Origin of the sequence: Pararobbsia alpina (assembly GCF_902859895.1) — a bacterium.
GTDB lineage: Bacteria > Pseudomonadota > Gammaproteobacteria > Burkholderiales > Burkholderiaceae > Pararobbsia > Pararobbsia alpina.
In genome coordinates this window covers 276,936-301,987 of record NZ_CADIKM010000003.1, presented here as the reverse complement: position 1 = coordinate 301,987, position 25,052 = coordinate 276,936, and the positions used below count along the sequence as shown (strand labels likewise).

The window sequence follows — 25,052 nt, the reverse complement described above, 5'->3', positions numbered from 1 at the left end:
TCAGGCTTGCTCCGCCCAGCGCGGGTCCGCGGCGCCCTGGCCGCCAGGCGCCATTTCGAAGAAGACGTGCCGGACCGACGTGCTCGCGTTCAGCTTCCCGCCGATCACCAGAATCGGATTCTTGTCGGGGCCGGCAGCAAATTTGAAATTGACGGTCGCGCCCGACAGGCGCGGCTCGAATAGCGTGATCGCGTGCCGGATCGCCGCCGCGATGGCATCACGATCGGTGTCGGAGCGCAAGGAACGCTCCGAGAAATCAGGCACGCCGTAGTCGATCACCGTGCCCTCGCTCAGGCCGAACGCCTCGAAGGTGAGATGCGAACGCGTGTTGAGCAGGCGCGAGAGCTCCTGCTCGACCGATTGCCGAAGCGCATCGTCACCCTGCAGCCATGCGTCGCCGCTCGCGTCGAGACGATCGAACAAAGGCATGGGAAAGCCGTTTGCATTGGCGGGCATGGTGCAATGAACTCGGGTTCGTGGGTGGATCGCTCGCCCGCCGCGAGGCGGGCGGACGATCTCTACGAAGAAGCGGCGACAGCCAGTGCGGCATTGACCGACAGGTCCCAACCGAACGGCGCGCTGCCCTTCTTGGTCGAATCGACGTTCTGCTGCGTGTATTCAGACGTGATCCCCGAGAAGTGCAGCGATACACTGTCCATCATCTCGCCACCGCCGCTCGTGTTGATGGACGCGACCATCGCATTGGTCAGCACGTATTTCATCTGCAGCATGAACACGCCGCCTTCGTTACGACCGATGGAGACCGTCGCCGTACCGAGCTTGGTGCCGGCCGCGCAGGCGGAATACATGGCGGGCGTCGATTGATCCGTGGCTTTGTTGACCATGAATTCGCTGAAATTGGGACGACCCATCGTCCGTTCCGTATTCGCCGTATCCATGCCGATCGGCAACATGACGCCGTGCGAGAATGACTGCAGGATGATCTGGTTTTCAAATCCCTTGATCGTCGAATTGCCCTTGATGGTGCCGAGTTGCAGAATGATTGTGTCCATGACCGCGCCGGTTAGGTGTTAGGGGTAATGACAGGTGTGCGGCCCGTGGCCGCACACCCTGCATCAGGCTGCCGCTGCGGGCAGATCCGCGACGAGGCGGATCGAAGCCGTCAGCTCTTCCATCTGGAAGTGCGGCTTCAGGAAGCAGGTCGCGCGATAGGCGCCCGGCTTGCCCGGTACTTCGGTGACGTCGACCCGCGCTTCGCCGAGCGGAAAGCGTGCTTTCTGCGCCTGCGAGGCTGCCGGGTTGATCAGCACATAGTCCGCAATCCAGTTGTTCAGATACATTTCCACGTCGGTGCGCGTCTGGAAGCTGCCGACCTTGTCGCGCATCATCACCTTGATGTAGTGCGCAAAACGCGAGGCCGCGAGCACGAACGGCAGGCGGGCCGACAGTTGCGCATTCGCGTTCGCCGCATCCTTGTTGTAGACCTTGGGCTTGTTGGCCGTTTGGCCGCCGAAGAAGGTCGCGAAGTTCGAACCCTTTGAATTGACCAGCGCGATAAAGCCGAGATCGCTGAGTTCCTTCTCGCGGCGGTCGGTGATCGTGACTTCGGTCGGGCACTTGAGCACGACATCGCCTTCGTCGGTCTTGAAGGCGTGCGCGGCGAGACCATCCACCCTGCCGCCGCCTTCGACGCCGCGAATCGCGGTCGACCAGCTGTACTTGGCATAGGCATCGGTGATGCGCAGGCCGAGCTGGTAGGCTGCGTTCGCCCACAGATACTTGCCGTGGTCGGTGCCGTCGACGTCTTCTTCGAAGTTGAAGTTCTCGACCGGCTTGGTCTTCGCGCCATACGGCAGGCGCGCCGCGTAGCTCGGCAGAACGAGGGTCACGTAGCGCGAATCTTCCGACTCGCGGAAGCTGCGCCATGCAGTCAGCTCGGCGCTCTCGAAGGTCTTCGCCAGATCGCGCGTGACGCCCAGCTCGGTGAACGACTTGATGTCGAACAGGGCGGGCGCGGCCGATGCGATGAACGGCGCGTGCGCGGCGGCGGCAACCTTGGAAATGCGTTCGAGCAGGGCGATGTCCTGCGGATGCCGGCCGAACGAGTAGTCGCCGATCAGCAGCGAATACGGATAGCCGCCGAACGTGCCGTACTCTTCTTCATAGATCTTCTTGAACAGCACGCTCATGTCGTGATCGACGGCGGACTCGAGATCCTTCAACAACTCTTTCTTCGTGACGTTGAGCAGACGCAGCTTCAGGCGCGTGCTGGTCTCCGTGCCGTACACCATGTCGTGCAGGCCGGTCCACGAGCCTTCGAGCGCCTGGAAGGCGGAGTCGTGCATGATCGCGTTCAACTGGTCGCTCAACAGCGTGTCGATTTCGGCGACGCGCTCGTTGATCATCGCGACCACGCTCTTGTCGGGGCTGGTGCGCATGCCTTCGTCGAGAATCTGCGATGCGAGCTGACCGATCAGCTTCTTGGCGTAGAGACCTTGCGAAGGCTCGACCGCCATATTGCCTTCCTGAACGATGCGATCCAGCAGACTCAAGTCGCTGCTCGTCGTGGTCTCGACTACCGCTGCATCAGATGCGGATTGGGCTTCCATCTGGTTCTTCCTTTGGAATTCGTTGCGTCAGCGACGCGGAGAATGTTCGGTTACGCGGCCGGGGCGTCGTCGGCCACCGGTGCTGCGGGCGTGTCGCCCTCATGCGCCTGCGTCTGAACCTTCTTCAGCTCTTCCGAGTTCTGCACGATGCGTTCGAGCATCGAGTCCAGTTCGTCGTTGCCGTCGAGCTTGGCCAGCAGGTCGCGCAGTTGCTGGCGTGCTTCGAGCAGCTTCGCGAGACGCGGCACCTGGCTGATCAGGCTTTCCGGATGGAAGTCGGAGAACTTCTCGAAATGCAGCTCCACCTTCAGATTGCCTTCGCCCTTGAGCGTGTCCGGCACCGAGAGGTCGAGGCGCGGACGGATGTTGCTCATGATTTCGTCAAAGTTGTCGCGATCGACTTCAACCAGACGACGTTCCTTGAGCTTGGGCAGCGGTGTGGCCGGCTGGCCTGACAGGTCGGCGAGCAGACCCACCACCATCGGCAGTTCGCGCTTCTCGACCGCATCGCCGAGTTCAACGTCATAGGTGATCTGAACGCGCGGGGGGCGATTGCGTCCCACCCACTGCTGCAAACTATTGGACATGGACTTCTCCGCGAATAAGAAAGCGTTAATGCGTTTAGAAAATCGTTGGTCCGCGATGGCTCATCGCGAACGGCAGACAAACGGTGGGGATAGGAAATACGGAGGGCGAAAAGCCATGCCCCTCATGCAGCGCCGCGCCACTCAAGGATAGTCAGGGCGGCATCACCACCCGATTCTGATCCCGAGACTCACCGCCAGCACTTGTCACATAATCGACGCATATCCCCGACGACGCGTCGATTCGTGACGTTTTTATTTCGACCACTCGAATGACAGCCGTTTATTTATAAAGTCGATGCCCCATGTGTGACCCGAACCAACGGCTTTGGCGGAGAATTTCGTCCGTAACCCTGACTCTCCTGACAGGTAACATCCCACCCGGCTTCCGAATACGAGAGGTATTTCGTACAGGCTTAACCGTTCGGGTAATCGGCTTATGCGGGTCGTTCGTGGGCGGGACCGGAAAGCCCCATGGTTCGCGATCGTCCGGGCGGAACGGTCGCTACCTCAGGTGAATGCGGCACGGTATCTCCAATATACATACGGAGGAATAGACGTTCGGCAGATCGCTTCCATTGCGCCGATGACAGGCGCACCCGCTCACCTGGCCGTGTCGGCCTGGGGCAATGGGCATATAGGGAAACGATAAAGCACGAAGGTCGTGCCAAGGCGCAACGCGGAAAAGAAAAGATCACAGAGACGCAATCCTGATACTCGCAGCCAAACCCCGTGGCAAGGTCGGCGCAATCCCCCGATACACCGACGACGCGAGTTTAGGCGATTTATTGTGACGGAATTGATCGTGCGTCTCAAATTTCAAGGAATTTTTGTCATCCTCCAATCGTTTTATTAAAGAAACTGGGACAAGCCCGGATTTTTTGCGACACTATCGGACTGGGACAACAAGAAAAACCCATGACAACCACCCTCTTGAACGGCGACTCGCTCCCCACGGCTCCCGTTCGCCAACACTTCAACACGTACCACGAACCATTGCACCGGCAAGCGCTCGCCATGCGGGAACGCGTCAGCCATATCGTGGACATGCCGGTCTCGCGCGCGCAAATGGCCAATGGCTTTCGCGGCGCGATAGACAGCTACTCGATCAAGGACCTGCGGTTTCTGGACTGCCACACCGATCCCCTGCGGCAGAGCCGCTCGGTGGCCCGGATTTCCACCGACACGGTACGCGACTATGTCTTTCACATCGTGCTGGAAGGAACAATCGAGACTCGGACCGGCTTGTACCCTCAACGGAAATCCGTTCAAGCGATGCCGGGCATCCTCGCGCTGGATTTGAATCAGCCGATGTCCATGGAACGCCCCGCATGCCGGGTCATGGCCTTGTTCCTGCCGCGCGCGATCGTGGAATCCGTCGTTCCGGATGGGGAGGCGATACATGGCCGCGTCATCGAATACAACTCGCCGCTTTCGCGCATGATCCCCGCTCACCTCGCTGCCCTGAGCCGGGACCTGCCGAGCCTGAGCGCGAAGGAAGGGTACGATGCGTTAAAGACCTGCGCCTGCCTGATCGCCGCAGCGTTTGGTAAAGAGACGCGCCTGAGCGGCAACGCGCGCGCCGCCGCGCGCGCGGCCATGTTCGGCACGGCGAGGCGCTATATCCAGGAGAACCTGCACCAGCCGGAACTCTCTCCCGACAGCGTGCTCAAGGCATCGCAACTGTCCCGTCCGACGCTGTACCGCCTGTTCGAGCACGAAGGCGGTCTGGCTACCTATATTCGCAACCGCCGGCTGCGCGAGGCAGCCGACGAACTTGTCAAATTTCCGCACAGGGCGGTGGTCGAAATCGCTTTCGGCCTCGGCTTCAAGAGCGCATCGGATTTCAACCACGCCTTTCGCCGTGCTTACGACATGTCGCCGATCGACTTTCGCGCGAGAAGACTCGATGGGCCCCGGGCAGGTCAGGACACGCGCCCCGCCTTGCACCGGTGACGCGTACCCATTGCATCGCACGCCAGAAGCGATCCGGCCATGCTCACCAGGCGGCGACACCCCCGTCGCTGCGTGGATCGAAGCCGCCTTCGAGACTGCCGTCGGCTGCGACGAGAATGGCGCCCGCGTGCCCCATGGCCTCGTCGTAGGCAGGGAACAACTCGACGTCATGGCCTCGTGCACGCAGCGTCTCGATCACGTCCGGTGCGAACCGGTCTTCGAGTTTCAGCGAGTCCGATGCATTGCCCCACGTTCGTCCGAGCAGCCAGCGCGGTGCGTCGATCGCGGCCTGGGGATTCATCCCGAAACGGGCGATCCGGCTGAATACAGCACTCTGTGATTGCGGCTGTCCGTCACCGCCCATATTGCCGTACACCAGCGCCCGGCCGTCCGCGAAGCGCGCGACCGGCGGATTGAGCGTATGAAACGGCCTGCGCCCCGGCATGAGCGGGTTCAGTGCCCGCTCGTCGAGCGAGAAGCTGCAACCGCGGTTCTGCCAGTTGATCCCTGTCTCGCCCAATACAATGCCGCTGCCGAACTCGTGATACAGGCTTTGGATAAAGCTGACCGCGCAGCCGTTGCGATCGACCACGCCCATCCAGACGGTGTCGGCAGGTCCTTTGCCCAGGCCCCATGGCTGTGCCCGCGACGGGGAAACCCCGGCAGCGAGTTCATCGAGCCGTCCAGGTGCCAGCCACTCCTGGATATCGTCCTTGATATAGGCCGGATCGGTGACGACCCGGTCGCGAATGGCGAACGCCTGCTTGGTTGATTCGACGCAGGCGTGAATGAAATCGGCGCCCAAGGGATCCATGCCTGGCTTGAGCAGGCGATCGAGCTGGCCGAGGATCAACAGCGAAACCAGGCCCTGCGTCGGGGGCGGCATGTTGTAGACCGTGCCGAGCGAATGCTTGAGCGCGAGCGGTTCGACGACGAGCGCACGATGCGCGGCGAGATCGGCACTGCTAACGGGGCTACCGGCCGCACGCAGGTCGGCGGCGATGCGCGTTGCCAGGTCGCCGCGATAGAAATCGTCGAGACCCGCACGCGCGAGTTGCTCGAGGGTCTGCGCAAGACGCGGCTGGCGAAACAGCGCGCCGGCTTCGGGCGCCGCACCATCGGCCAGATACGTTTCCGCAAAGCCCGGAACGCCCGCGAGCTCGGCCTGTTTTGCCGCGGTCGCGGACGACTGGCTTCGCGTCACCGGCATGCCGTGGCGCGCATAGAACACGGCATCGTCAAGCAGACGGGAAAGCGGAAGTTTGCCGCCCATATGCTCACGCGAGATGCGATAGGCGGTATCCCAGCCCGAGACCGTACCGGCGACGGTGTTCGCCGCGAGCGGACCCCGAAAGGGAATCGACTTGTGGCCGGCCGCCCGATACTCCGCAGCGGAAACGGAAGCCGCTGCCGCACCGCATGCATCAATACCGAACGCGGGACCATCCGGCGGCGACACCAGCCAGAAACTGTCGCCACCGAGGCCGTTCATATGAGGATAGACGGCCGCGATGGTCGCCGCTGCGGCGATCATGGCTTCCATCGCGTTGGCGCCGTCGCGCAGCGCCGCCACCGCGCTTTGCGCGGCGAGCGCATGTGGCGCGACCGCCATGCCGCGGCGACCGCGAACCGGGTTCAGGAATCGATGGTTGCTAGTGCTCATTCAGTCATGCTCTTCAAGGATTTTCAGTTTGTCTGACTTGGCGTCAGAACACGGTACGAATGCCTGCACCGATTGTATCGCCCGAAGAATAGTGCGTCGCGTGGTCGACGAGGAAGGCACCATAGACATCCGTACGCTTGGACAGCGGATAATCATAAGCCACGGAGAACGTATTACGAATGAAATCGCCTTGACCCCCGCTCTTCGAAAACCCGTCCGACGCGAGAATCTTACCGGGTCCGACCTGGATCGCCGTACCAAGCTGGCCGAAGTTCTCATGGACGTCGCCGCTCGTGATCGAGTTCTTTATGTATTGATACTGCCCGTACAGCTTCACCGGCCCGATTTCATAGGTGACGCCGGCTTGAGTGGCCGACTGCGTGGTGAGCCCCGGCACCGTGGCAGCCAGATCGCCCGCCACGTTGTTGAACTTGATCTGCTGGTAGACCACGTTGGCCGCCAGCGGGCCATCGTGGTACACGACCTGGGCCGCCCACTTGTTCTGTCCGGGTTCGCCCGCCGCATTGCCGAACGCATATTGCGTGTTGAGTTGCAGGCCGCGATAGGGTGCACTCGAATACGTCACCGCATTGCTCCACTCGCCACCACCACCGCCGACACCCTGACCGTTGACCCCGGCATACGTATGGATCACCGCGGGGGAGAACACAAATGAGTTGAAGAACGGATTGAACCAGATCGTCGAGTTCCAGTACAAGGGACCGATCTGGCCGAGCACGACCTGCCCCCATGGCCCCTGAATGCCGACCCACGCGTTGCGCGAAAACAGCGTGTCGCCCGCATAACGTCCATAGCTTCCGTTCTGCACCGAGAAATAGCTTTCGAGCTTGAAGATTGCCGCGTAACCGTTGCCGAGATCCTCTGAGCCCTTCACTCCCCAGAACGAGGCGGTCAGGCCGCCATTGCCTTCCTCGTACGCCGTCTTGCCGCCCAGCGCCGCTTTCGCGCCGACAAAGGCGTCGACGTCGCCATACAGCGTCAGGCTGGATTGCGCAGCGGCCACGCCGCTCCAGCACACGGCGGCAAGCGTGGCCGCCGGCAATGCACAACGAAGATGCCTTTTCATTTTTGTTTTCCCCGTAAGCCGGATATCGTTCTTGTTCATGCCGCGGGTCAGTGGACTGCCGCGCGGTAGTAGGTCGGGTCGTAGTACTTCATCGGGTCCTTGAGGACCTTGTGCGGCATCGCATAGCGCGTACGCAGCGCCAGCACGGTGCGGATCCCCGGCACGCTGACACGGCCCTTGTGGAAGAAGCCGGAGTTCGGATCGAGCAGTTCACCGTAGGTGGTCGCGGCCAGCTCAGGAGACATCTGCGGCACGTTCTTGAGCAGGATGCGAATCGCTTCGTCGTGATTCTTCGGGTCGTACAGCCAGTCGATCGCCTCGACATAGGCCTGAATGAAAGCCACGAGCTTGGGCTTGTTCTGCTTGGCCCATGAACGGCGGGTCGCAGCAACATTGCCCTGATACGGACCGATGACATCGGTCGCAGTCGCGATCTGGTTGAAACCCTTGTTGCGCGCAAGAATGTTGAACGGCGCCGAGAACAACGTGGCCACCTGCTTGTGCGCCTGCAGCGCGTTCCAGCGCTGGACCATGCCGCCCGCGGTTTCGATTGTGTAGTCGTTCTGCGTCAGGCCTTTGCGCGCCAGCATGTCGTAGAGCACGAATGCATAGCCGGTGGTGCGCGCGTCGACCGAGAGGGTTTTGCCGCGCAGGTCTTCATAGGACTTGATCTCGGGTGCCGCGACCAGGCTCAGAAAACTGCTGTCGCTGCCCATTACCGCGACGAAATCGGGCTGCGGGCCGATCGGCGCCTCACCCTCGCCTTCGACGTAGGCAACGATATTGTCGATCGCGGTCATCGCGATATCGAAGCGGCCCTTGGACAGATCGGTCATCTGCGCGACCGAGCCGGTCGTGCTCTGCAGGTCCACCTGGATACCGTGCTGCGCGAAGAAACCCTTATCTTGCGCAACATAGCTGGGCCAGTTGAATCCACCCGGAAATATGTTGACGGTGATCTCGCCGAGCGCCGGTGCGCTCCCCTGGGGCTTGGGCTCTGCCGCTGCCTGGGTCTGAGCCTGCACTGAGGTCACAAGAACCGCGGGAATCATGCATGCCATGAACGCTGTGCACGCGACTTTCCCTAGCATACTTTTCGTAGAGCTTAACATTTGTAATCCTTCTAGATACAGATTATTGAAGTTATCGAATGCGGTGATTCGTCAGGCAGGGTCGGCGGCGGACAGGGGTGTCGCTCGGCGAGCCCGCAGTGCCATGCGCGAGGGTTGCAGGGCGAGCGAGATCAGCGCGCCTGCACAGGCCGTGAGGGAGATCTGGGTGAGCCCGGCGGCCGACCAGCCGGCGTGCGTGGCCAGCCAGCCGATCGTGTAGCCCGCGACGGCAGCCGAGCCGTACAGGCTGGACACGAATACACCCGATGCCTTGCTGTTGAGATGGCCGCTGACCGAGCGGATGTGATAGCCCGCCAGGTTCACGTAGATCGTGCCGCTGACGACCAGACCCCAGAAGAACGACAGCACGGATTGCTCGAGCAGGGTCGTCGCCGCATGGAAGAGCCCGTAGCCGAGTGCCGCCGCAATCAGGAAACACACGAAGAGCACCTTGCGCGCCGAGAACCTGTCGCCGACCCAGCCGCCCGCGATCGAGGCGAATACGCCCAGGCCATAGGCACCCATGACCCGTCCGGTCAACGCCGGGGTAAAGCCCAGATGCTCGCGCAGGAAGGTCGGATACATGCCGAGATAACCGTAGATGATCAGCCCGCCGATCAGGCTCAACACGGTCAGCAGGATGGTGTTGCGGTTCCAGAGCGTCGGCGCCGCCTGCGTCTGGACCTGCGTATTTTCGAGGGCGAGCGTTTCGCTGAATCCCTTTCGAACCGCGATCAGAATCACGAGGATCGCGACAAATCCCAGCGCGCCGAAGACGATCATCGGGAAGCGCCATGCATGGTGAATCGCCAGCAGCTTGCCGCCCGCAACCGGGCCAATGATCGCCCCGACGCCGAACGCGAAGTTGACCGCACCCACGGCGGTCGAACGGAAACGCGTGAAATAGCTGGTGCCGATCCCGATGATCACCGTCAACTGCATGGCCTCGCCGATGCCCGTCGCGGCGCGAAACAGCAGCATGTCGGCAAAACCGTGTGCGCTCGTCGTGAGGATGGTGCCGATCGAGAAGATGGCGATGCCGATGATCGTCGCGCTCTTGCGCGAGAGCCGGGCGAGCAGGAAGCCCGTGGGCACGCCGGCGACCGCCATGCCGAGCGTGAAGATGGTCGACAGCAGACCGATGTCCGCGAGGCCAAAACCGAACTCGTGACGCACGTCGGCGGCGAGCAAGGGGAAAATCTGCCGGTCCATGGCGTTGATTGAATACGACGCCAGCAGCACGGCGAACATCATCACAGCGGCAAGGCCGGAATAGGCTGCCCGGGAAGCGGCCGGCACACCCGAAGCGGAAGCAGAACGGTAAGCGGGACTGTTCATGAACATCTCAAAACGCGGCGGCTCGTGGAGCCGCCGCCAATCACGGAAAAAGCCGATGGGGTAAGCAGGCGGCTTGCGTCAGCCTTGCTTCAGCCTTATGCGGGCTTCGAGGCGAGATACGCGTCGCAGATCTCGCTGCCTGTCGTGAACACCACGCCCGGACGCGAATGAATATGCGCCAGTGCTTCGCGGAAATAACGCAGACGATGCGGCACGCCCATGATGTATGGATGGACGACGAGCGCCATGACGCGCGGCTCGTTCTGCGCGTCCGCGTACAACTGTTCGAACTGGTCGATCGCCCGGTTGCGGTATTCCGCGGCCGTGTGGTGCTGAATCAGCATCATGGCGACGTCGTTGCACTCTTGCGTGTAGGGCACGTTGACGATCGGCTTGGTGCGGGTCTTGAGCATCACCGGCTGATCATCGAGCACCCAGTCGCATACATAGTCATACCCTTCCTCGACCAGGATATCGGGCGTTTCCCATGTCTCGGTCAGCCCCGGTCCCAGCCAGCCGCGCGGCGCGCTGCCGGTGAAATCGCGGATCGCCGCGGTGGTCTTCACGATGTCGGCGCGCTCGTCCTCGACCTTCTGCATGTTTTTCTGACTATAGCCGTGACCGACGAATTCCCAGCCCCGCTCGAGCGCAGCCTGCGAGATCGGCTCGTAGGTGCGAATCGCCGAACCGTTGATCGCGAGCGCCGCACGGATACCAAGCGTGTCGAGCACATCGACCATGCGCCAGAACGCGACGCGGTTGCCGTATTCATGCCAGGCCCAGTTTGGAATATCCGGGGTCGGCGCACCGCCGGCCGGCGGCGTCAGCACGGTGCGCGGCATGGTCTCGCGCGGGTTCCACTCTTCGATATTGACGATCACCCATACGGCGAGCTTCGCATCGCCCGGCAAGGCAATCTTCGGCCGGCCGACGATGGGTGAATAGGCAAGACGTTCGTTCGGCAGCATGCTCAATAGCTCCTGTTACCAATGGAAAAGTGAATCGCGCCGAGTCCGTCGATCGTTCCTTCGATCCGGTCGCCCGGTTCCACCGGACCGACACCCGCCGGCGTGCCGGTGAAGATCACGTCGCCAGCCTTTAGCACGTACTGGGTCGACAAGTTGGCGATGATCTCGGGCACATTCCAGATCATCTGGCTGAGATCGCCCTTTTGACGCGGCTGGCCATTGACGGACAGCCCGATCGCGCCCTTGCTGAAATGACCGGTCTGCTCGACCGGATGCAGCGGCCCGCACGGTGCCGACTCGTCGAATGCCTTGCCGATTTCCCACGGCAGCATGCGTTCACGTGCCTCGCGCTGACGGTCGCGGCGCGTCATGTCGATGCCCACGGCATAACCGAACACGTGCTCAAGCGCATCGTCAACGGACACATTCGAGGCGTCCTTGCCGATCGCGACGACCAACTCGATCTCATGCTGGAAATCCTCGGTGCACGACGGATAGGCAAGCTCCGCGCCGTCCTGGACAACCGAGTCGGAGGGTTTTTGAAAGAAGAATGGCAGGTCGCGCTCGTCTCCTTCCTTCATCTCGCGGATGTGCTCGACATAGTTGCGGCCCACGCAGTAGACGCGGCGCACGGGGAACACCGTGCTGGTACCGGCGATGGACAGGACAGGCGTCGCCAACGCAACGGCATAGGGGGATGAGTTCACGGTCAAGCTAATTCTCCAAACTGTAAAAAGTCGTCAAAAACGATGATCTGTGCACAATATTTCAATGTCAATATCAAAGTGTATTCACTTTGAATGAGATTGTGATCTAAGTAAAAACCCTTGGTCTCGTGGTCGAATCCTCGCTCCACCCGCTTGAAATGGGCGTGGAGCAGGATACATACGGCAGCGAGGTGCCGAAATTCGAGGGATCGACCTGCACCTCACAGCCGCTCAAAGCGATGAAATTGTGCTCACTCTTGCCCTATAATCGATGCCGTCTCAACCACAAGGACCGCGATGATTGAACGAATCCGTGCAGCGACGCTTTCCAGCGATCTCGCGGAACGTATCCGGCAGGATTTGCTGGATGGACTGCTTGCGTCGGGCGCACGCATCAACGAGGTCACGCTGAGCCGGCAGCTCGATGTGTCGCGCACGCCGCTGCGCGCCGCGTTACAGATGCTGGCGGGTGAAGGGCTGCTGAACTACACCCCCAATCGCGGCTTCACCGTGCGTGCGTTCCCCTTGTCGGAGATCGTCGACGCCTACGAAATGCGTGCACTGGCCGAAGGGCTTGCCGCCAGACTGGCCGCCGAACGCGGGCTGTCCGACGAAGCTCGCATGAAAATCGAGGAAGCGCTGGCGCGCGGCGACCAGATTCTCGCGGACAAGAGCGGGCCGAATGTTCAGCGCACGGAATATGCGGCGATCAACGAGGTTTTTCACACGATCATCCACGAAGCCGCGAACTCGCGACTCGTCGCCGACGTGCTGCGCCTGTGCCATCAGATTCCACAGGCATTGGCTCACAACATCATCGCGTTCCAGATCGACGACATCCGCGAACGCCATCGCTTCCACCATCGCATTTACGACGCGATCCTCGCGCGCGAGCCGCGAGAGGCCGAGAACCTGATGCGACAGCATGTGGCAAGCGTCAAGACGTCGATGATTCGGGCGACGAGCCGGCAGATGGGCGTGGCCCAATCGCAGCCGCGATAGGACGCGCACATACCGGAGCGCGGGTGTGTCGCTCCCGTGTCAACAAGGAGCGGGCCGCGTCGCGGGAGACGCCACCACACCGTAGCAAGGCGACCCCGGCTTCGGCTATCCTTTCGCTCATGGTCAAGACACCCGCTCCCCGCCCCTCGCCTCATGCGCCCGAAGTGCGCTTCCGCCTACGCATCACGCGAGACGACGCGATCGCCCTAGGGCCCGGCAAGGTCACGTTGCTCGAAGCCGTACGCGATCAGGGTTCGATTTCGGCCGCGGCCCGCAGCCTCGATATGTCGTATCGCCGCGCATGGATGCTCATGGACCAGCTCAACCAGTCCCTCTCCTCGCCGGCCACGATCTCGGAACATGGCGGGAACACGGGCGGAGGCAGCGTGCTGACGCCTGTCGGCGAAGAGATCATTCGGCTGTATCGCGCGATCGAGGCGCAGGCTTATGCGTCCTGCGCCGATCAGCTCGGCGCCCTGACGGGACTCCTCAAGCGGTGAATCCGCGGCCGACCTCACGATTGACCTGATGCGGTCATATCAGCGCTTTTAAGAACACGTAAAGGACCTTAATCGTTCGGCCGGTTAAGCTTTGAGTTGTGCGGAATCGATTGGCGCTTTCAGCCTGGCGTGCGCCGGCGATACGACGCATACCTGTCCGGCGTGTCAGGCGGAGCACTTCGCGCGCGGCCCACGCCTTCTGTGAGCGATATTCTGATGAGCGACCCAACGCAAGGCCAGAGCGGCCCGTTGCGGACTGCCGACGCCACCCTCCCACCGGGGCTCCTTACCCGGTTTGGCAGCCGTACCACCCCACCCCTCGCGCAGACATCGAGTGTGATGTTTGCACCTGCGCATTCTCCCGTGCCTCCGCCGGCGCCGCCTGCGCCACGCATGGTCGGCTCGACGCTTGCGCCATGGCGCCTTCGCCGGGCGACGGACTATATTGAAGCCCACCTCGGCGAGAAGATGTCGCTCGCGGATGTCGCCTCGGCGAGCGGTCTGAGCCGGATGCACTTCGCGGCGCTCTTCAAGGCATCGACGGGCTTGCGGCCTCTTAAGTACGTGCAACACAGGCGCATCGAACACGCGCAGACCGCACTCGCGAACTCGGATCTACCCGTGGTCGACGTCGCCCTGAGCGTCGGCTTTCAGAGCCAGGCCCATTTCTCGACCGTGTTCAAGCGCCTGGTCGGCGAGAGTCCTGTACGCTGGCGCCAGCGTCAGACCCCCTTCTAGTTAGCACGCAAATCCTTGCCGTGCCATCGGGCAGGCGAGTGGGGACCGGCCACCGTGCGGGCTGTCCGCGGGCGGCGCCACGCTTGCATGGCGACTATTTATCTTCTACCCTGCCTTACAGTAATAGAGTTGCAAGCCTGACAGGCAAAGGGCCGCCGAAGCACGAGGATTGCGAGCGCGTATCTGTTGACGATGTGACGACCATCGTCATAAAAGACAACGACAACCGGACAAACGTATCTAAGATGATCCAGATAGGCCGGCTCGAACTCGATCTTCAGACACGCGAACTCCGCATCGACGGTGCACGCGTGCGCATGGGCTCGCGCGCCTTCGACATTCTCGAAGTCCTCGTCAACGCGCAGGGGGCGCTTGTCAGCAAGGAAGAGATCTTTCGCCAGGTCTGGCCGGAAACGATCGTCGAGGAAAATAATCTGCAGGTCCATATGTCCGCGCTGCGCAAGACGCTCGGCGAGGATCGCGATCTGATCATCACCGTGCCGGGGCGCGGCTACCGCTTCGTAGGTTTCTGCGGAAAAGGCGAAAGGCCGGCCGTTGCGCCCCCGCTCAAAACGGGCATCGATGCGTGGCCGGCCGTACTTCACAATCTGCCCTTGCAACGCTCGGCCTTGTTCGGCCGTCAGTACGCGATTGCCGACGTGGGCCGCCTGCTTGCGAAGACGCCGATCGTGACGCTCGTCGGCGCGGGCGGTATCGGCAAGACACAACTCGGCATTGAAGTATCGCGGCAAAACGCCGCCGCATTTCCCGATGGTGTCTGGCTCGTCGAACTCGCGTCGCTGACCGAACCGCGGCTCGTACCGCCGGCGATCGCCGAAGCATGTGGCCTCAAGTTTCCGGGCGGGACGGTCACTGCCGAGCGCCTCGGCGACGCCCTCGCTTCGCGCCGCATGCTGTTGCTGCTCGACAATTGCGAGCATCTGGTCGACATCGTTGCGCGGGTTGCCGAGACATTGATCCAGCGCCATTCCCGCCTTCGCCTGCTCGTCACGAGCCGCGAGCCCTTGCGTATCGCAGGCGAACAGCAATACGCCGTCGCGCCGCTCGATGTGCCGCCGATCGATGCACAGGCCGACGAGGTGCTGAGCTCCTCGGCCGTGCGCCTGTTTCTTGCGCGTGCGCATGCGGTCGAGCCCCGCCTGGCGGGCGACTCGAGCTCGATCGAGCAGATCGGCGAAGTGTGCCGGCGTCTGGACGGTATTCCGCTGCCGATCGAACTCGCCGCCTCGCGCGCGGCCACGCTCGGCGTCGCCAGTCTTTTGCACCGGCTCGACGACCGTCTCAATCTGCTGAGCGGCGGTCATCGCACCGCCTTGCCGCGCCACCAGACCCTGCGGGCGACCTTCGACTGGAGCTATGCGATGCTGGACCCGGCCTGTCAGGCGGTGTTCCGGCGGCTCGCCATGTTCACCGGAAGCTTCACGCTCGAAGCCGCATGCGCCGTCGCGGCGGCGGACGGCTCGGATGGGGCCGGCACGACCGATCACATCAGCGAACTGGTCGAAAAGTCCTTGCTCATGCGCGGATTGGGCTCCGCGACCACACATTTTCGCCTGCTCGAGTCGACACGCTCCTATGCATTCGACCGCCTCGACCACGCAGGTGAGCGGCGGATGCTGTCGGCCGCGCATGCGTCTTACATGCTCAGGCATCTCAAGGCCATTCGTTCGGAGCTGACCGAGCTCCCCTTCGAACATGCCCGCGATACGCTGCTCGATGAACTCGACGACGCACGCGCGGCCATCGACTGGGCGCTCTCGCCGCAAGGGGATACCGAAGTCGGTACGGCGCTGTCGGCACTGGTCGTGCCGATGATGCTCGAGCTCGCGCTCGCCGAGGAATGCCGCAATCGTGCCCACCCTGCACTGGCCGCGCGCGAAGGCGCGGCTGTCCCGCTTGCCCTCGGCGAACTTGCGCTGGGTCTGTCGCTGCACCTGCACAGCGAAGACGATGCGGCCCGCCTCAGCGTCGAATCCCTGCTGTCGCGCTTTGGCGAGCGGGCCTGCGATGGGCAAGACGCGCGCATGGCCGATGTGCACGCGAACTACGTACACATTGAAAGCCGTCCTTCCACGACGATGCCTGCGGGCGACGGCAAGCTCCTGTCATACGGACGCGATTGAGCGCCTGACTCGCGTTTTGGGCCTGAGCTCGCTCCCGTTTGCCAGTCCCTATTGGTTGATGCTTTCCCGCGGCTCCTGGCTTGCCGCCCTCCTCCCTCTTCCTGCCCTTGCCTTGTAACCCTCGCCCTGCTGCCCTCATCTTGGCGATCCCGTCTTACCGATCGCACAGGCAAGGAAGAGTGCGCATAAAATGTCGAATTGCCCTCCCACTCACAAAGGATTGAAGATGCCGCATTCCGCCCTCCAACCCGGTTCCGTCGCTGTCGTCACCGGCGGCGCATCGGGTATCGGCCTCGCTGCCGCCGTCCGCTTCGCTCAACTCGGCCTGCACGTGTGCATCGCCGACCTCGGTGCCGACCGGCTCGCCCGCGCGGCGAGCGAAGTCGCCGGGTCCGCCGCGGCCGGTGCCGAGGTCATGAGCCTCGAGACGGACGTCAGCAGCATCGAGCAAGTGCGCCACCTTGAAGCCGCGGTGCGCGAGCGCTTCGGGGGTACCGACGTGCTGATGAACAATGCGGGCGTGCAGCCCGGTACCGGCATGTTCGGCCCCGCGGCAAACTGGGAAAAGGTGCTCGGTGTCAATCTGTGGGGCGTGATCCACGGCACCCAGGTCTTCGTGCCCGCGATGATCGAGCGCAAGCGGCCCGGCCTCGTGATCAACACCGGCTCCAAACAAGGCATCACGACGCCGCCCGGCGATCCGGCCTACAACGTCGCCAAGGCAGGCGTGAAGGCATTCACAGAAGCGCTTCAGCATGAACTTCGCAACACCGCCGGTGCGTCGCTGAGCGCGCACTTGCTGATCCCGGGCTTTGTTTTCACGGAGCTCACCGCGCGCGGCCGCGCCGAAAAGCCGGCCGGCGCATGGACAGCCGACCAGACGGTCGACTTCATGTTCGAACGGCTCGATGCGGGCGATTTCTACATCCTCTGCCCGGACAACGACGTGCCGCGCTCGCTCGACGAACGCCGCATTCTCTGGGCCGCGGGCGATCTGGTCGAGAACCGGCCGCCGTTGTCACGCTGGCATCCCGACTACGCGAAGGCGTTCGAAGCGTTCAGCAAGCAAGAAAACTGAGCAAAACGAACAGGCTGAGGCATGGCCCGTCCACGATCCGTTTGAGGAAATCCGATGACCACCATCACGAACCTGAGCGTTCGCGACATCCGCTTCCCGACTTCCCGCTCGCTCGACGGCTCCGATGCGATGAACGCGGCGCCCGACTACTCGGCGACCTACGTGATCCTCGAGACGGATTCACCCGAACACCTGGCCGGCCATGGCCTCACCTTCACGATCGGACGCGGCAATGAGATCTGCGTCGCCGCAGTCCATGCGCTCGCTCCACTGATCATCGGCAAGCGCCTCGAGGACATCGTCTCCGACATGGGCGCGTTCTGGCGCGCATTCACCACTGACAGCCAGTTGCGCTGGATCGGCCCGGACAAGGGGGCGATCCATCTTGCGACCGCCGCGGTCGTCAACGCGGTCTGGGATCTTTGGGCAAAAAGCGAAGGCAAGCCAGTCTGGAAGCTGCTTGTCGACATGAGTCCCGAAGCGCTCGTGCGTTCGCTCGATTTCCGCTACGTGACCGATGCGCTGACACCCGAGGAAGCACTGGCGATCCTCCGGCGCCATGCGGCGACGCGCGGCGAGCGCGAAAGCGAAATGCGCGCGCACGGCTATCCGGCCTATACGACGTCGGCGGGCTGGCTCGGCTACGACGATGAGAAGATCCGGCGCCTGGCACGCGAAGGGGTCGCGCAGGGATGGACCCACTTCAAGCAGAAAGTCGGCGGCAGCATCGAAGAGGACATCCGGCGCGCGCGGATCCTGCGCGAGGAGATCGGCCCCGATCGCAAGTTGATGATGGACGCCAACCAGGTCTGGGAAGTCGACGAGGCGATCGCGAACATGCGCCGTCTCGCGCAATTCGATCCCTGGTGGATCGAAGAACCGACGAGCCCCGACGACATCCTCGGCCATGCGACGATACGCCGGCGGCTGGCGCCGATGATCGGCGTTGCGACGGGCGAGCACTGCCATAACCGCGTCATGTTCAAGCAGCTCCTGCAGGCCGGCGCGATCGACTTCTGCCAGATCGACAGTTGCCGGCTCGGCGGTCTGAACGAAGTGATCGTCGTGCTGCTGATGGCCGCCAAATTCGGCGTGCCGGTGTGCCCGCATGCGGGTGGTGTAGGGCTGTGCGAATACGTCCAGCATATTTCACTGTTCGACTACATCTGCGTCTCGGCCTCGCTCGAGAATCGCGTACTCGAATACGTCGATCATCTGCACGAGCACTTTATCGACCCGGTCGTGATTCGCGACGGCCGGTACATGCCACCTGAACTGCCGGGCTACAGCATCGAGATGATTGAAGCGTCGCTTGAGCGCTTTCATTTTCCGCAAGGCGCGGCGTGGGTCGAGTAATGGGGCACCGGCGGGCGCACTTGCGGCTGCGAGCGCATCGTTGCTTTCAACAAGCCGTCGATTGTTACGAGGCCGCCGCCGAATGCCGCTGACCGGAAACCAGATGTAACTCTCCTTCCGCCCTGCTGCGCCACGGATACATTGGTACAACCCCCTTGAACTAGGAGTACCGATACATGGCGAAGCATCCGGTAGCGGGCAGCGACAAGGCACAGCCCGAAGGCACCCAGTGTGTGGGCCAGTGCGATCCGAACGAAAGGATCGAAGTCGTCGTGATGTTGCGGCGGCGGGACGAAGATGGGTTCCGCGCGCTTATGCAGAAAGTCGATGAGGGCAAGGCGCCGCCGGTCCCCGTCTCACGTGAGGAATTCGAACAGCGCTTCGGTGCAGCACCTAACGACATCGCAAAGGTCGAGGCGTTCGCCGAGCAGCATCAATTGCAGGTCGTCCGGGCGGAAGTCGCCACCCGCAGTGTCGTGTTGAGCGGCGCGGTCGCGCAGTTCGAAGCGGCATTCGGGGTCAAGCTCGAGCGCTTCGAACACCATGCGAGCGGCGCCTATCGCGGCCATGCGGGCGCCGTTCAGCTACCCGACGAAATCCACGATATGGTCAAGGCCGTGCTCGGCCTCGACAGCCGGCCGCAGGCACACCCGCACTTCCGCATCCGGCCGCCAATCCGGCCTGCGCGCGCGGGGCAAGCGACGTCGTTCACGCCGCTCGAGCTTGCGCGCCTCTACGGCTTTCCCGATGGCGACGGTGCGGGGCAGTGCATTGGCATCATCGAACTCGGCGGCGGCTATAGCACGTCGGACCTGTCGAGCTATTTCTCCGGCCTGGGCCTTGTCACGCCCACCGTCGTGGTAGTCAGTGTCGACCAGGCAAAGAACACCCCGACGGGCGACCCGGGCGGCCCCGACGGAGAAGTGACGCTCGATATCGAGGTCGCCGGTGCGATCGCTCCCGCGGCGAAACTCGCGGTCTATTTTTCGCCGAACAGCGATGCGGGTTTCATCGACGCGGTGAATCGCGCGATCCACGACACGGCGAACCAGCCTTCGGTCATCTCGATCAGTTGGGGCGCCCCGGAATCGTCATGGACGAGCCAGTCGATCCAGTCGTTCAACGATGTGCTGCAAAGCGCCGCGGCGCTCGGCGTGACGATCTGCGCCGCCTCGGGCGACAGCGGCTCGAGCGACGGCAGCACGGACGGCAGCGACCAGGTCGACTTCCCGGCGTCGAGCCCTTATGTGCTCGCCTGCGGCGGCACGCAACTCGACACGACAGACACGACGATCTCGCGAGAGGTGGTCTGGAACGACGGCGCGCAGGGTGGCGCGGGCGGAGGCGGCGTGAGCACGGTGTTCGCGCTGCCTGTCTGGCAGAAAGGGCTGTCCGCCACCTTGACGCAGGGCGGCATGAAGACCCTTGGCAAGCGCGGGGTGCCCGACGTGGCCGGCAATGCCTCGCCGCAAACGGGCTACGAGATCCTGATCGATGGCTCGCGGACCGTCGTCGGCGGCACCAGCGCGGTGGCCCCGCTGTGGGCCGGGCTTATTGCACGGATCAATGCCACGCAAGGAAGTCCGGCCGGTTTCCTGCAGCCAAAGCTGTATGCGGCAAAAGCCGCCGGCCGTGATATTACGCAGGGCAACAACGGCAGCTACGAGGCGTCCACGGGCTGGGATGCCTGCACCGGGCTCGGCAGCCCCAATGGTGCGACGCTCGCGGCGGCCGTGAAATAGTCGGGCGGGCACTCCGCATGATGTTTGCAAGTCAGTCATTCAACTCGAACAGACCACTGGAGCATTCATGACTTCTTCTTCCCCGGCAGCCGGCCGGCATCCCGCGGACCAGCCTTTCTTCGACCCGGTCGCCTATGGCAACGGCCCCGACGATTCCGTAAGCGATACAACTGAGGCAGCTGCGATCACACATCACACGATGAAGATCGGCGGCAAGACGATCGTCTATACGGCAACAGTCGGCCATCTCGTGACCGTCGACCCGAGCAGTTCCCTGCCCGATGCGAAGCTGTTTTATGTGGCGTTCACACAGGACGGCCAGTCCGAAGAATCGAGGCCGGTGACGTTCTTCTACAACGGCGGGCCTGGCTCGTCTTCCGTCTTCGTGCTGCTCGGTTCGTTTGCCCCCAAGCGGATCAAGACGTCGATGCCGGATTTCACCCCGCCCGCGCCGTATGCGATCGAGGACAATCCGGACAGCCTGCTCGATCACAGCGACCTCGTTTTTATCAATCCGGTCGGCACCGGCTACTCGGCCGCGATCGCGCCGCGCAAGAACCGCGATTTCTGGGGTGTCGACCAGGATGCGGATTCGATCAAGCAGTTCATCAAGCGCTTCCTGACGAAGAACAACCGCTGGAATTCGCCGAAGTTTCTGTACGGTGAATCGTATGGGACGGCACGCAGCTGTGTGCTTGCCTATCGGCTGCATGAGGACGGGGTCGATCTCAACGGCGTCACGCTGCAGTCATCGATCCTCGATTACACGCAGTCCGGCAATCCTGTCGGCGCGCTGCCGACGGCAGCCGCCGATGCCTGGTATCACAAGAAGCTCGGCGAGAAACCCGTGCCGTCCGATCTCGCGACACTGGCGGAAACAGTCGCCGAGTTTGCGCGGACCGACTATCTCGCGGCCTTGCGCAAATTCCCGCATGAAGACGACGCGGCCGTGACGAAGCTCGCGGCCTACACCGGTATCGACAAGACGACCTTGCTTGCCTGGAGTCTCGACGTGGCTTCGTATGACAGCCGGGGCAATTCGCTGTTTCTGACGACGCTGCTCAAATCGCGCGGCCTGTCGCTCGGTTCGTACGATGGGCGCGTGACCGCGATCGGCACCGGCATCGCCGGCCAGATCGATCCGAACTCGGGCGGCAACGACCCGACGATGACGGCGGTCACCGGCGTCTATACGAGCATGTGGAATACCTATCTGAACGAGCAGCTCAAGTTCACGTCGAACTCGGCCTTCACCGACCTGAACGATCAGGCTTTCCTCAACTGGGACTTCGGCCATATCGACCCGACCGGTGCGCAGAAGGGCAAGGACGACAAGGGCAACATCATTCTCTACACGGCGGGGGACCTTGCCGCGGTGATGGCGCTCAACGTCGATCTCAAGGTCTTGTCGGCAAACGGGTACTACGACTTCGTCACACCGTTCTACCAGACCGTGCTCGACCTTCAGCAGATGCCGCTGATCGACAAGGACGCGCGGGCAAACCTGTCGGCGCGCTTCTATCCGTCTGGGCATATGGTCTATCTTGACGCGGGGTCGCGCACGCGGCTCAAGGCCGACCTGGCGAAGATGTACGACGCGGCAACCGCGAACCAGCCGGCGATGAGCAGAATCCGGGCACTTCAGCAGAGAAAGGTCTAGGGTTTGTGGGACGCTTTCGACGCAAGCCTCGGCGAGTTCCCAACGTCGTTCGAGGCTATGAGAAGTTCGCCGTGCGCAGAATATGAACTTCTTTTAGTTTCATATAGTTAACGCTATTCCTAGCACGCAACCAAACAGGAGAATTCATCCACTCAGGCGTAGCCTCTCGATTGTTTCCGATACTCTTGGGAGGAAGTATGCAAGTGTGCGCAGCCATGTCGCGATGCACTCGGGGGAAATCATATTGCCTTAATCGCAGGTTCGACAGCTTGCAGTGGTTCATTGCGACGGCCATAGCCATCACGTTCGGGATAGTGGGGGCTGTCGGTGCATTCGCGCAGTACGTGCTGTAGGGAGGATTGCACGTTGCAGACATCGATACCACCCATGACAATTACTGGTTTACTTCACAGCGGCCCGCATCGTCTGGCGCTTCACTCGTAGGTCAGACTCGTATTCCGACACGGGGCATCGCTCGCTAGCGATCTGCCCCGCTGCCTTCCCGCTTGATCCCCCTTCCCCTCCCCGCGCTGGCTTCCTGATTTACCCTGAGCCCCGCCCCAAGTCACAAACCTGAAATAACGCTTCCGTAAGGTCATCGACCGGAACATGTAAGTTTTCACCCTCTGTAAGCACGTCTCACCTCTGCAAGCACGTCTCACACTCGCATCAAAAAAGCGCCGGCACCGTCCCGTCCTTCCCCCGAACGGGACGGACGCCGACGATACCAACAACGGCAGTTCCGTTTCAGGAAGACGCTCGTGCTCCGACCCAAACTGTTTGCGCTGACCGCAATCGCCTCCCTCTTTGCCATTTCATCCGCTCACGCCACCGTCGACCTGATCGCTTTCGCTCAGATCGACGGCAACCGCGGCGACCTTTCGAAGGAAACATCGGCCCCGCTCGAGAACGGTGCTCCGGGCAATCTGCTCGGCGGCATGGGCTCGGGCTTCGCCTACGCCGGCTGCCATACCTTCCTCGCCTTGCCGGACCGTGGCCCGAACGCGATCCCGTACAACTCGGCAATCGACGACACCGCCTCGTACATCGATCGCTTCCAGACCTTGCACCTGCGCCTGAAACCCGCTTCGAAAGGCGCCGACCTGCCGTTCACGCTCACGCCCCAGCTCGTCGACACGACGCTGCTGCATACGTCAGACAAGCTCGTCTACGGCAATGGCGCCGCCTACGGCGTGCCTGACGGCGCACCGAAGCTGAACCGCAAGAACGGCACGTTCTATTTCACGGGCCGCTCGGACAACTTCGATCCGACACATCTGTCGAACAACGACCGCGACGCCCGTCTCGACCCGGAAAGCATCCGCGTGAGCAACGACGGCAAGAGCGTGTTCATCTCGGACGAGTACGGCCCCTACATCTATCGCTTCGACCGCAGCAGCGGCCGCCGCCTCGATACCTACAAGGTGCCCGATGCGTTTGCCGTTTCCACCTTGAGCCCGGTTGGCGCCACCGAGATCAGCGTGAACACCTCGGGCCGCGTCGCGAACAAGGGCATGGAAGGTCTCGCGATCTCGCCGGACGGCAATACGCTGTTCGGTGCGATGCAAAGCCCACTGCTGCAGGACGGCGGTACGAACGGCGCCTACACACGCATTCTCAAGGTCGATCTGCGTACCGGCAAGACCACGCAGTACGCCTATCCCCTGACCAATACGGGCACCGCGGCCAAGCCGAACTACCCGACCATCAGCGATGTGCTCGCCATCAACGACCATGAGCTGTTGGTGGACGAACGCGACGGACACGGCCTCGCCGACAACTCGGTCGCGAAATTCAAGCATGTCTACCGTATCGACCTGGGCCACGCGCAGGATGTGACGCATGCGAGCGGCGAGGCTGGCCTCGAGCCGTATGCCGTGACGAAGACGCTGTTCCTCGACATCGTCGCGGTGCTGAGCGCACACGGCTTCGACCCGATCAATATCCCGGCAAAGCTCGAAGGTCTCGCGTTCGGCCCGGACGTGACGATCGGCGGCGTGAAGAAGCACACGTTGTTCGTGACGAACGACAACGACTTCCTCCCGACCGTCACCGACAGCAACCATCCGGACGGCATCGACAACCCGAACAAGTATTTCGTGTTCGCGTTCGATCCGAGCGATCTGCCGACGCTCGTCGCGCAACAGCTGGATGAAACGAAGTCGAAATCGCAGTCGAAGTCGCATGACCACGATCAGACCCACGAAGATGCGGTCTGCTCGCGTGACGACAACGATGATGACCACGGTGATGACAATGGTCATGGCAATGACCACGACAACGGGCACGGTCACAACGACTGAACGCGCGCGAATCGTTCAGTAGTATTTTTGCGCCGGCCTCAAGCCGGCGTTTTTTTATCCCTGCTTCGCATGCCGGTGGCATCCACCTCGTTCACATCGACATGCCCGGCCCAGCTTTGAGACAAGCCTGAAAATACAAAAAGGGAGCCGAGGCCCAGCCCTTCAATTAACGTGTTGATGAAGCGGCTGTGATTTCCTACGATGCCCCGCGAGTAGGCTTCCGGGGCATTATCTTGTCCGAAGAATTTTCTGCTGGCGCCAAGCCAGAATCTCCCGCCCCGCCGCCGAAATCGCCGACAGATTCTTCGTGCGCGACGACAAGGGGCGAGCACCTATCAGAAGCAAGTGCCGTCATCAAAGCCTGCACACCCGCTCATCGCAAACGACTGCTGCCACGCCTTCCTTCGACTGCACGTCCGAGACCAAACCTCCTCGGTGCCAACCATCATTGGCGGGCTTTGTCCTGCTTGCGAAGGGAGCTGCGCCACGCAGGATTGCGAATTTTTCCTAGCTAAATCAATAATATATACGTAAATGAACAATA

20 protein-coding genes are annotated in these 25,052 nt (G+C 62.2%); 10 read left to right on the top strand and 10 right to left on the bottom strand.

Features of this window, described 5'->3' with window-relative positions:
- The 4 genes from tssE to tssB all read right to left on the bottom strand — a co-directional run bounded on the left by tssE (position 1) and on the right by tssB (position 3,157).
- Entirely contained in the window at positions 1 to 456 is a 456-nt protein-coding gene (gene tssE / locus HV670_RS05380) for a type VI secretion system baseplate subunit TssE (protein WP_175103595.1), read from the bottom strand.
- Positions 457 to 518: 62 nt separating this feature from the next.
- The gene (locus HV670_RS05375; protein WP_175103594.1) at positions 519 to 1,013 is read right to left on the bottom strand and encodes an Hcp family type VI secretion system effector; all 495 of its coding nucleotides are present in this window, start codon (positions 1,011 to 1,013) and stop codon (positions 519 to 521) included.
- Between the two features lie 63 nt (positions 1,014 to 1,076).
- Positions 1,077 to 2,570 (bottom strand): type VI secretion system contractile sheath large subunit, encoded by a 1,494-nt coding sequence (gene tssC, locus HV670_RS05370; RefSeq protein ID WP_175103593.1) that lies wholly within the window; start codon positions 2,568 to 2,570, stop codon positions 1,077 to 1,079.
- A 50-nt stretch (positions 2,571 to 2,620) separates the two neighbouring features.
- Positions 2,621 to 3,157 carry a type VI secretion system contractile sheath small subunit gene (gene tssB, locus HV670_RS05365; RefSeq protein ID WP_175103592.1) on the bottom strand — a complete coding sequence of 179 codons (537 nt, stop codon included), beginning with the start codon at positions 3,155 to 3,157 and terminating at the stop codon, positions 2,621 to 2,623.
- 915 nt (positions 3,158 to 4,072) lie between these two features.
- On the opposite strand from tssB, the gene HV670_RS05360 reads away from it, so the two are divergent.
- On the top strand, positions 4,073 to 5,110 hold the full coding sequence (locus HV670_RS05360; protein WP_175103591.1) for a helix-turn-helix domain-containing protein: 1,038 nt from the start codon (positions 4,073 to 4,075) through the stop codon (positions 5,108 to 5,110).
- Positions 5,111 to 5,153: 43 nt separating this feature from the next.
- Here HV670_RS05360 and HV670_RS05355 read toward each other — a convergent pair whose 3' ends face one another.
- The 6 genes from HV670_RS05355 to HV670_RS05330 form a co-directional block, all read right to left on the bottom strand.
- Positions 5,154 to 6,773: a gamma-glutamyltransferase family protein gene (locus tag HV670_RS05355; RefSeq protein WP_246257018.1), complete on the bottom strand. Its 1,620-nt coding sequence runs from the start codon at positions 6,771 to 6,773 to the stop codon at positions 5,154 to 5,156.
- A gap of 43 nt (positions 6,774 to 6,816) precedes the next feature.
- On the bottom strand, positions 6,817 to 7,860 hold the full coding sequence (locus tag HV670_RS05350; RefSeq protein ID WP_175103590.1) for a porin: 1,044 nt from the start codon (positions 7,858 to 7,860) through the stop codon (positions 6,817 to 6,819).
- 47 nt (positions 7,861 to 7,907) lie between these two features.
- Complete coding sequence (locus HV670_RS05345) at positions 7,908 to 8,912, bottom strand: ABC transporter substrate-binding protein (protein ID WP_217478361.1); 1,005 nt, start codon at positions 8,910 to 8,912, stop codon at positions 7,908 to 7,910.
- Between the two features lie 111 nt (positions 8,913 to 9,023).
- Entirely contained in the window at positions 9,024 to 10,310 is a 1,287-nt protein-coding gene (locus HV670_RS05340) for an MFS transporter (RefSeq protein ID WP_246257016.1), read from the bottom strand.
- A gap of 95 nt (positions 10,311 to 10,405) precedes the next feature.
- The gene (locus HV670_RS05335; RefSeq protein ID WP_175103588.1) at positions 10,406 to 11,278 is read right to left on the bottom strand and encodes a polysaccharide deacetylase family protein; all 873 of its coding nucleotides are present in this window, start codon (positions 11,276 to 11,278) and stop codon (positions 10,406 to 10,408) included.
- Positions 11,279 to 11,280: 2 nt separating this feature from the next.
- Entirely contained in the window at positions 11,281 to 11,985 is a 705-nt protein-coding gene (locus HV670_RS05330; protein ID WP_175103681.1) for a fumarylacetoacetate hydrolase family protein, read from the bottom strand.
- Positions 11,986 to 12,282: 297 nt separating this feature from the next.
- On the opposite strand from HV670_RS05330, the gene HV670_RS05325 reads away from it, so the two are divergent.
- The 9 genes from HV670_RS05325 to HV670_RS05285 all read left to right on the top strand — a co-directional run bounded on the left by HV670_RS05325 (position 12,283) and on the right by HV670_RS05285 (position 24,508).
- Positions 12,283 to 12,987 carry a GntR family transcriptional regulator gene (locus tag HV670_RS05325; RefSeq protein ID WP_175103587.1) on the top strand — a complete coding sequence of 235 codons (705 nt, stop codon included), beginning with the start codon at positions 12,283 to 12,285 and terminating at the stop codon, positions 12,985 to 12,987.
- 119 nt (positions 12,988 to 13,106) lie between these two features.
- Complete coding sequence (locus tag HV670_RS05320; RefSeq protein WP_175103680.1) at positions 13,107 to 13,487, top strand: winged helix-turn-helix domain-containing protein; 381 nt, start codon at positions 13,107 to 13,109, stop codon at positions 13,485 to 13,487.
- Between the two features lie 216 nt (positions 13,488 to 13,703).
- Positions 13,704 to 14,225: a helix-turn-helix domain-containing protein gene (locus HV670_RS05315; protein ID WP_246257010.1), complete on the top strand. Its 522-nt coding sequence runs from the start codon at positions 13,704 to 13,706 to the stop codon at positions 14,223 to 14,225.
- A gap of 245 nt (positions 14,226 to 14,470) precedes the next feature.
- The gene (locus HV670_RS05310) at positions 14,471 to 16,369 is read left to right on the top strand and encodes an ATP-binding protein (protein ID WP_175103586.1); all 1,899 of its coding nucleotides are present in this window, start codon (positions 14,471 to 14,473) and stop codon (positions 16,367 to 16,369) included.
- 226 nt (positions 16,370 to 16,595) lie between these two features.
- The gene (locus HV670_RS05305) at positions 16,596 to 17,447 is read left to right on the top strand and encodes an SDR family NAD(P)-dependent oxidoreductase (RefSeq protein ID WP_175103585.1); all 852 of its coding nucleotides are present in this window, start codon (positions 16,596 to 16,598) and stop codon (positions 17,445 to 17,447) included.
- Between the two features lie 54 nt (positions 17,448 to 17,501).
- The gene (locus tag HV670_RS05300; RefSeq protein ID WP_175103584.1) at positions 17,502 to 18,803 is read left to right on the top strand and encodes an L-fuconate dehydratase; all 1,302 of its coding nucleotides are present in this window, start codon (positions 17,502 to 17,504) and stop codon (positions 18,801 to 18,803) included.
- A 176-nt stretch (positions 18,804 to 18,979) separates the two neighbouring features.
- Positions 18,980 to 20,545 carry a S53 family peptidase gene (locus tag HV670_RS05295; protein WP_175103583.1) on the top strand — a complete coding sequence of 522 codons (1,566 nt, stop codon included), beginning with the start codon at positions 18,980 to 18,982 and terminating at the stop codon, positions 20,543 to 20,545.
- A gap of 67 nt (positions 20,546 to 20,612) precedes the next feature.
- On the top strand, positions 20,613 to 22,205 hold the full coding sequence (locus HV670_RS05290) for a S10 family peptidase (protein ID WP_175103582.1): 1,593 nt from the start codon (positions 20,613 to 20,615) through the stop codon (positions 22,203 to 22,205).
- A gap of 761 nt (positions 22,206 to 22,966) precedes the next feature.
- On the top strand, positions 22,967 to 24,508 hold the full coding sequence (locus HV670_RS05285; RefSeq protein ID WP_175103581.1) for an esterase-like activity of phytase family protein: 1,542 nt from the start codon (positions 22,967 to 22,969) through the stop codon (positions 24,506 to 24,508).
- The last annotated feature ends 544 nt before the right edge of the window (positions 24,509 to 25,052 follow it).